The organism is Kineococcus haloalkalitolerans, assembly GCF_050871905.1.
Classification (GTDB): domain Bacteria; phylum Actinomycetota; class Actinomycetes; order Actinomycetales; family Kineococcaceae; genus Kineococcus.
Genome location: NZ_JBJLSH010000046.1, coordinates 22,080 through 29,615 on the forward strand (window position 1 = coordinate 22,080; position 7,536 = coordinate 29,615).

Sequence of the window (7,536 nt, forward strand, 5' to 3'; positions counted from 1 at the left end):
GACCCGCGCGGGGGCGGGCTCAGGGGGACGGCGTCTCCAGCTCCACGACCAGCCCCAGGTGGTCGCTGCCGCCGACGCGGTGCGCGCCCGCCGCGCGCACCGGCCACGTCAGCCCGTCGGCGAGGACGTGGTCCAGCTGCACGCGCGGGGCCGGGGCCGGGAACGTCGGTGCGGTGACCAGCGGTGCCATCCCGCTGAGCGGTTGCACCGCCGCGGGCGGCAGGTTCAGGTCGCCCAGCAGGAACAGCGGCCGGGGGAACGGCGCCAGCCACCGGCGCACCGCGAGCAGCTGGCGCACCGAGCTGGGCGGGCTGAACGACAGGTGGGTGCCCACCACCGTGAACGGCCCGGCCGGGCCGGTCAGGACCGCGGCGACGGCGACGCGGGGCTCGTCGGGGATCCACACCAGCCGCGGCCCGCGCGCCGGCGACGGCAGCAGCAGCGGCAGGCGGGCCCGGCCGGCGCCCAGGCGCAGCTCGTCGACCCGCTCCACGGGCAGGCGGGTCAGCAGCGCGGTGCCGTAGGACGGCTCCGCGGGGTCCGTGGCGGTGGCCGGGCGCAGGTCCTCGGGGTGGCCCGGCGTGCCGTGCACGGTGGCGGTGAAGCGGTGCCACCAGTCCTCGCCGGGCGTGCGGCGCGCGCAGGCCGCCGCGACGAGCGCCGTCTGGTCCACCGCCCCCGAGCGCGGCAGCAGGTGGTCGACCTCCTGCAGCGCGACGACGTCGGCGGCCAGGTCGGCGACGGCCTCGGCCAGCCGGTCGGCGGCGTACCCGCCGCCGGGCGTGTCGCGGCCCGAGGCGCCGTTGACGGTCGCCAGCCGCAACCGCGCGTCGCCGGTGGCCCCCGTCACGAGCCGAGCGGTGCCGCGTCGGCGTGGGAGTCCAGCTCGTCGAGCATGCGCCGGGCGTCCTCGACGACGTCCTCGTCCTCGGTGCGCAGCCCCAGCAGCAGCCAGCGGGCCAGGGCCAGCTCCCCGGCCAGGCGGGCCCGCACGAGCAGGTCCGGGTCGGGCGCCTCCACGCGCGCGTGGGCGTACGCCTCCAGGACGGACTCCAGCGCGTCCGGCTCGGCGCCCACGGCCAGCCAGGCGAAGTCGTCGGCGGGGTCGGCGACCTTGGCGTCCACCCAGCCCAGGACGCCGGTCAACCGCTCGCCGTCGGTGCGCACGTGCTCGGCGACCAGGTCCCCGTGCACGGGGGTGGCGGCGAAGCGCCAGCGGGCGACGTCCTCCATGGCCGCCTCCCAGCGCGTCAGCAGCCGCGGGGGCACGAAACCGGTCGCGGCGGCGCGGTCCAGCTCGGACAGGCGGCGGCGCCGGTACTCCTCGGCGTCGTAGACGGGCACGCCGGCGTCGGCGAACAGCGCCGCGTCCAGCTGGTGCACGGCCGCCAGCGCTCTGCCGGCCGAGGCCGCCAGGCCGGGGCCGGGCCGCAGGTCGTGCGGTTCCAGCGGCACCCCGGGCAGCTCGCGGTGCGCGACGCAGCGGCCCCCGTCGGGCAGGTCGACGGTGCCCACGACCGCGGGCACCGCGAACGGCACCCGGCCCTGCAGGGCGCGCAGCAGCCCCGTCTCGGCGTCCAGCGCGGCCGCGGCCGCGGTGCGCCGGGACGCCCGCACCGTCCAGCGGCCCTGGGCGGCGTCCACGACGACGGCCACGTCGAAGTCCGCTCCGTCGGCCTCCGCGCGCCCGCACGCGACGACGTCCAGGCCGCGCACGGCGGCGGTCGCGAGCGCGGCGAGCTTCTGCGGTGAGCGGTCGGGCACGCGCCCACGGTATTGCCCGCCCCCGCGGGACGCCCGCGCCCACCACCCCGCCGCGACCGCAGCCGTGACCCGCCGCCGTGACCCGCCGCCGTGACCCGCCGCCGGGTGGGCGCACCGGCGCGCGCCTACAGTGCGCTGGTGAGCGCTCGCCCCGACGTGACCGCGGCCGACCGACCCCAGGACGCGCCCGGCGCGCCCGGGCAGGACGGGCGGGCGGTCAAGGTCCCCCTGCCCACCGGCCCGCTGCGCGCGCTGGCCCTCTCGCGCCAGCAGCTGGACCGCGCCGGCGAGCGGCGCGGCGGCCAGGAGCTCCTGGAGCGGCTGTGGGCGTCCCCGGCCACGCGCGTCCTGCAGGTGCACGCGGGCCGCGCGCCCGTCGTGCCGACCCGCCGCGGCCTGGAGATCGTGCTCCGCTCCCCGGCGGAGGTGCCCGCGCCCGGCCCGGACGACCTGCGCCTGTACCTGGGCACCGACGGCACCCTCGACTACGTCGCGGTGGTCTCCAGCGACGCCGAGCCGGAGAGCGCCGACGGGTCGGCCGGCGGGGAGGAGTGGCGGGGCCTGCGCGAGGTGGGTGCCGAGCTGAGCGCCCGGGACGCGGGCCTGTTCACCGAGGCGCTGTCGATGGGCAACTGGCACGCGGTGACGCGCTTCTCCCCGCGCACGGGCAAGGCGCTCAGCGCCACCGCCGGGGGCTGGGTGAAGGTCGAGCCGGACGGCAAGGAGCACTTCCCGCGCACCGACGCCGCGGTGATCATGGCGGTGGTGGACCCGCACGACCGCCTGCTGCTGGGCCACCAGCCGGTGTGGCCGGAGAACCGGTACTCCGTGCTGGCGGGCTTCGTGGAGCCGGGGGAGTGCTTCGAGGACACGGTGCGCCGGGAGGCGTTCGAGGAGGCGGGCGTCGTCGTGGGCGCCGACCCGGACGACGTCGTCTACCTGGGCAGCCAGCCGTGGCCGTTCCCGGCCTCGCTCATGGTGGGCTTCGCGGCGCGGGCGACCACGACGGACATCCGCGTCGACGGCGACGAGATCGCGCTGGCGCGCTGGTTCACCCGCGAGGAGCTGGCCGAGGAGGTCGCGGCCGGGCGGGTGCTGCCCCCGCCGGAGGTGTCGATCGCCCGCCGCCTCATCGAGGCCTGGTTCGGCGGTCCGCTGCCCGTCCCCGCGGGCGGCGAGTGGGCCTGACAGCCGGACGGCGGGTCCGCGCTCAGCCGGGGAGGACCTCGGCGGGGCGGCGGGGGTCCTCGCAGCGCAGGACGAGCACGCGCGGGCCGACGGGCGGGTGCGGGCCGGTGGGCTCGCCGGCGCCGGTGGCGGCCAGCTCCTCCCGGTAGAGGCGCCAGGCGCCCAGCACGCGCCCGGCCTCCTCCTCGCCGGCGCGGCGCAGGACGGCGGCGTCGGAGGTCCGCAGGTGCCAGACCGCGTCCAGCCCCCAGCGGACCTCGTCGCGCAGCAGGAAGGAGCCCGTCAGCAGCAGCACCGCGCCCGGCGGCGCCGCCTCGCGCGCGGCGCGCGAGGAGCGGTCGCTGGCCGGGTCGTACAGGGACGGCACCCACGCGCGCTCGGCGCCGGCGGCGGGGTCGAGGGGCTCCAGCACCTCGCGGTGCAGGCCCGCCGCGTCGAGCCAGCCGGCCAGGTAGGCGTCGGGGTCGTCGCGGCCGTGCTCCAGGCGCAGCGAGCGGGGCCGCCAGAAGGCGGACCAGTCGGTGCGCAGCACCGGCCGCGCCTCCTCGCGCAGCGCCGCCTCGAGGTGGTCGGCGTACCAGGCGGTGTCGGCCGCGACGGCCCCGTCGACGCCGACCCGCGCCCCCGCGGGCAGCTCGCGCGCCCAGCGCCGCGCCAGCTCGGCGGGCGTGGTGGGGCGGAACGCCACGGTCACGGGGTGCGGGGGCGGCGGGGCGGGTGGGCTCAGACGCCCAGGCGGGACTTCACCTCGGCCAGCGAGGGGTTGGTCGCCGAGCTGCCGTCGGGGAAGAGCAGGGTCGGCACGGTCTGGTTGCCGCCGTTGACCTGCATGACGAACTCCGCGGCGTCCGGCACCTCCTCGATGTTGACCTCCGAGTAGCTGACGCCCTCGCGGTCCATCTGGCTCTTCAGGCGGCGGCAGTACCCGCACCAGGTGGTGGTGAACATCGTGACGCTGCCGGCGGCCGGAGCCTGCATGGTGACCTCTCCCTCGGGTGCGCGGCGCGCTCCGCGCCGCCACGGGTGCCAACCGCGCCCGCCACCGCGCTCTTCCCGGGTCCACAGCCCCTCCGCGCGCCGGGGGCGCACACGCCGGGCGGGGGCGGCCCGCCGCGCGCCGGGGAGTTGAGAGGATGGGGCTCGCCATGACGACCGCGCCCGCCACCCCCGCTCCCACCGCGGACTCCGTCCTCGACGGCCTGGACCCCGAGCAGCGCCAGGTGGCCACCACGCTCGACGGTCCCGTCTGCGTCCTCGCCGGCGCCGGGACCGGCAAGACGCGCGCCATCACCCACCGCATCGCCTACGGCGTCCACTCCGGCGCCTACGTGCCCAACCGGGTGCTGGCCGTCACCTTCACCGCGCGCGCCGCGGGGGAGATGCGCACCCGGCTGCGCGACCTCGGTGTCGCGGGCGTGCAGGCGCGGACCTTCCACGCGGCCGCCCTGCGCCAGCTGCAGTTCTTCTGGCCGCAGGCCGTCGGCGGGGCGCTGCCGCCGCTGGTGGAGCACAAGGCGCCGCTGGTCGCCGACGCCTGCAACCGCCTGCGGCTGCCCGCCGACCGCGCCCGGGTGCGCGACCTGGCCGCCGAGGTCGAGTGGACCAAGGTCATGCTCGTCGACCCCGACGACTACGTGCGCGCCGCCACCCGCGCCGGGCGCGGGGAGCCGGGCGGGCTGGACCTGGCGACCGTGGCCCGCCTCGTGCGCACCTACGAGGACGTCAAGACCGACCGCGCCGTCATCGACTTCGAGGACGTCCTGCTGCTGACGGCCGGCGTCCTCGACGAGCGGCCCGAGGTCGCCGCGACCGTGCGCCAGCAGTACCGCCACTTCGTCGTCGACGAGTACCAGGACGTCTCCCCGCTGCAGCAGCGCCTGCTGGACCTGTGGACCGGCGGGCGCCAGGACCTGTGCGTGGTCGGGGACGCCAGCCAGACCATCTACAGCTTCGCCGGCGCCACCCCCGAGCACCTGCTCGACTTCCCGCGCCGCCACCCCGGCACCACGCTCGTCAAGCTCGTGCGCGACTACCGCTCCACGCCCGAGGTCGTCGGCCTGGCCAACTCGGTGCTCTCGCAGGCCACCGGCCGGCACGCGCGGGCCCGCCTGGAGCTCATCGCCCAGCGCCCCTCCGGCCCGCCGCCCAGCTTCACCGCCTACGACGACGACGTCGCCGAGGCCTCCGGCGTGGCGCACCGCATCGCCGCGGAGGTGCGCGCCGGTCGCTCGGCCAAGGACGTGGCCGTGCTGTTCCGCACCAACGGGCAGTCGCAGGCGCTGGAGGCGGCGCTCGCCGACGTCGGCGTCGGGTACGTCCTGCGCGGCGGGGAGCGCTTCTTCGCCCGCCGCGAGGTGCGCGACGCGCTGGTGCTGCTGCGCGGCGCCGCGCGGGCGGCCCTGCCCGGGCACGACCTGGGCGCCGAGGTGCGCGCCGTCCTGACCTCCGCCGGCTGGGCCGAGCGGCCGCCGGCCGGCGGGGGCGCCGTCCGCGAGCGCTGGGAGTCGCTGCAGGCGCTGGTCGTCCTGGCCGACGAGCTGGCGGACACCCGCCCCGGCGCCGGGCTCGCCGACCTGAGCGCCGAGCTGGAGGAGCGCGCCTCCGCCCAGCACGCCCCCACGGTCGACGGGGTCACCCTGGCCTCCCTGCACGCGGCCAAGGGCCTGGAGTGGGACGTCGTCTTCCTCGTCGGCGTCAGCGAGGGCCTGCTGCCGATCTCCTTCGCGGAGACGGCCGACGAGGTCGAGGAGGAGCGCCGCCTGCTGTACGTCGGCGTCACCCGCGCCCGCGAGGCCGTCCACCTGTCGTGGGCCGGGGCCCGCACCCCCGGCGGGCGCGCCGGGCGCAAGCCGTCGCGCTTCCTGGACGGGCTGCGCCCGCAGGCGGCCGGCGCCGGCCGCCGCTCCGGCGCGGGCACGACGTCCGGCACCTCGCGCCGCGGCGCGGTGGTCTCGCGCTGCCGCGGCTGCGGCGCCGTCCTCGCCGCCGGTGCCGAGCGCAAGACCGGCCGATGCTCGAACTGCCCGCCCACCTACGACGAGGCGGTCTTCGAGCGGCTGCGCGAGTGGCGCACCGGGGTGGCGCGCGCCGGGGCCGTCCCGGCCTACACCGTCTTCACCGACGCCACCCTCACGGCGATCGCCGAGACCGCCCCCGAGGACCTGGACGGCCTGAGCCGGATCGCGGGGGTGGGCCCGGCGAAGCTGGAGCGCTGGGGCGCCGACCTGCTGGGGCTGCTGCACCCCGCCGACTGAGACCCGTTGCGCGGCAACGGGTCCCGCGGGTCCGCCGGTGGTCCCGGGGGTCGTGGTGAGAACGCGCCGGAAAAACCGTTGTCCCGCGCTGCCCGGGCGCCCTACAGTCTGTGATCAGTCGCGCGGGAGGACCCGCGCCGCACGCGGGGAGGAGGGGATCACGGTGGAGAGCACGACGAGCACCACGACGGGCGCGAACCCGTTCGAGCTGATGGCCGCCACGCCGCGCACCGCCGCGTGCGGCACCGCTGTCGCCGCCCCCGCGTCCCGCGCCTGGGAGCGCACCCGCGCGTCCATCGCCGCCCCCACCGGGGGACAGGTGCGTCCGCGCACGGGCGACGTGCGTCCCGGCCACCTCGCCACCCCCACCACCCCGCTCCGCGGGACCCCGACCTCGAGCCCACCGGACTGACCTCACCGGTGCTCTCACGGCCGCGGATCCCGTACTCGGGTCCGCGGCCGTTCTGCGTTCGCGGGCCTCTCACCCGGCACGGCACCACCAGCACGAGAGAGACCCGAGCAGTGACGCAGCACCGCCACCCCGCCGCCCGCCCCGGCGCCCACCCCGCCGCCCGCCCCGACGACCGACCGAAGGAGGTGAGCGGCGTGCAGCGCCGCCACCAGGCACACCCGACGGCCCGCCCGACGGCCCAGCGCCAGCGCCCGCAGGCACCGGCGTGCCGCCGCTACGACGCCGAGCTCTGGTTCGCCGAGAAGCCCGAGGACGTGGAGCTGGCCAAGGAGCTGTGCACCGGTTGCCCGCTGGCCGCCGCCTGCCTGGCGGGTGCCCTCGAGCGCGCCGAGCCCTGGGGCGTCTGGGGCGGCCAGCTCGTGCTGGCCGGTGTCGTCGTCCCCCGCAAGCGGCCGCGAGGCCGTCCCCGCAAGCACCCCGTCGCCGCGTGAGCGCGGCAGGACCCAGGAGGACAACCGTGTCGTACGTGGAGGAGGCGCTCCTGCGCGAGCGCCTCGCCGAGCTGCACCGGCGCTCGGCCCGTGCGCGGCTGGCCCGCGCCGTGCGGGCCGAGCGCCGCGCCGAGGTGGCCGTCCGCCGCGCCGAGCGGCTGAGCGCGCTGGCCGCGTCCCGGCTGGCCGCCGTCGCGGCGGTCGCCGACCACGGCCCCGAGGTCGTCGACCTCGCCGGGGCCCGCGCCCTGCGCGCCGCCGCGCGCTGACGTGCCCGGCGCGCTGTCCCGGCACGGCCTCGCCGTCAGGGCACCAGGGGCAGGGGGGGGGGGCCCCCCCCCCGGGCGGGGGGGGCCCGCCCCCCCCCCCCCCTGGCCCCGCGGCCGGGCCACACGACGCTGTCCTGGGCCCCACTGCGCGCGCTCCG

At 78.6% G+C, this 7,536-nt stretch carries 8 protein-coding genes and 1 pseudogene; 5 read left to right on the forward strand and 4 right to left on the reverse strand.

The genetic code is table 11. From position 1 onward, the window contains the following. Positions 1 to 19: 19 nt before the first annotated feature. Positions 20 to 850: an endonuclease/exonuclease/phosphatase family protein gene (locus ACRYMY_RS16255; RefSeq protein ID WP_432548266.1), complete on the reverse strand. Its 831-nt coding sequence runs from the start codon at positions 848 to 850 to the stop codon at positions 20 to 22. Beyond that, entirely contained in the window at positions 847 to 1,764 is a 918-nt protein-coding gene (locus tag ACRYMY_RS16260) for a phosphotransferase (RefSeq protein ID WP_432548267.1), read from the reverse strand. Before ACRYMY_RS16260 ends, ACRYMY_RS16255 begins: the two co-directional genes overlap by 4 nt. A 138-nt stretch (positions 1,765 to 1,902) precedes the next feature. Here ACRYMY_RS16260 and nudC point away from each other — a divergent pair, with 138 nt between their 5' ends. Then, complete coding sequence (gene nudC, locus ACRYMY_RS16265; RefSeq protein WP_432548268.1) at positions 1,903 to 2,952, forward strand: NAD(+) diphosphatase; 1,050 nt, start codon at positions 1,903 to 1,905, stop codon at positions 2,950 to 2,952. Between the two features lie 22 nt (positions 2,953 to 2,974). Here nudC and ACRYMY_RS16270 read toward each other — a convergent pair whose 3' ends face one another. Both ACRYMY_RS16270 and ACRYMY_RS16275 read right to left on the reverse strand, forming a co-directional pair. Next, complete coding sequence (locus ACRYMY_RS16270) at positions 2,975 to 3,640, reverse strand: nucleoside/nucleotide kinase family protein (protein ID WP_432548269.1); 666 nt, start codon at positions 3,638 to 3,640, stop codon at positions 2,975 to 2,977. Positions 3,641 to 3,675: 35 nt separating this feature from the next. Further along, complete coding sequence (locus ACRYMY_RS16275) at positions 3,676 to 3,930, reverse strand: mycoredoxin (RefSeq protein ID WP_432548270.1); 255 nt, start codon at positions 3,928 to 3,930, stop codon at positions 3,676 to 3,678. 167 nt (positions 3,931 to 4,097) lie between these two features. Between ACRYMY_RS16275 and ACRYMY_RS16280 the strand changes: the two genes are divergently transcribed. The 4 genes and pseudogenes from ACRYMY_RS16280 to ACRYMY_RS16295 all read left to right on the forward strand — a co-directional run bounded on the left by ACRYMY_RS16280 (position 4,098) and on the right by ACRYMY_RS16295 (position 7,378). After that, positions 4,098 to 6,206: an ATP-dependent DNA helicase UvrD2 gene (locus ACRYMY_RS16280; RefSeq protein WP_432548271.1), complete on the forward strand. Its 2,109-nt coding sequence runs from the start codon at positions 4,098 to 4,100 to the stop codon at positions 6,204 to 6,206. 163 nt (positions 6,207 to 6,369) lie between these two features. After that, positions 6,370 to 6,618: a hypothetical protein gene (locus ACRYMY_RS16285; protein WP_432548272.1), complete on the forward strand. Its 249-nt coding sequence runs from the start codon at positions 6,370 to 6,372 to the stop codon at positions 6,616 to 6,618. Between the two features lie 260 nt (positions 6,619 to 6,878). Then, positions 6,879 to 7,109: pseudogene (locus ACRYMY_RS16290) on the forward strand (WhiB family transcriptional regulator); the annotation flags it as partial. Between the two features lie 26 nt (positions 7,110 to 7,135). Continuing rightward, positions 7,136 to 7,378 carry a hypothetical protein gene (locus ACRYMY_RS16295; RefSeq protein WP_432548273.1) on the forward strand — a complete coding sequence of 81 codons (243 nt, stop codon included), beginning with the start codon at positions 7,136 to 7,138 and terminating at the stop codon, positions 7,376 to 7,378. Positions 7,379 to 7,536 lie beyond the last annotated feature (158 nt).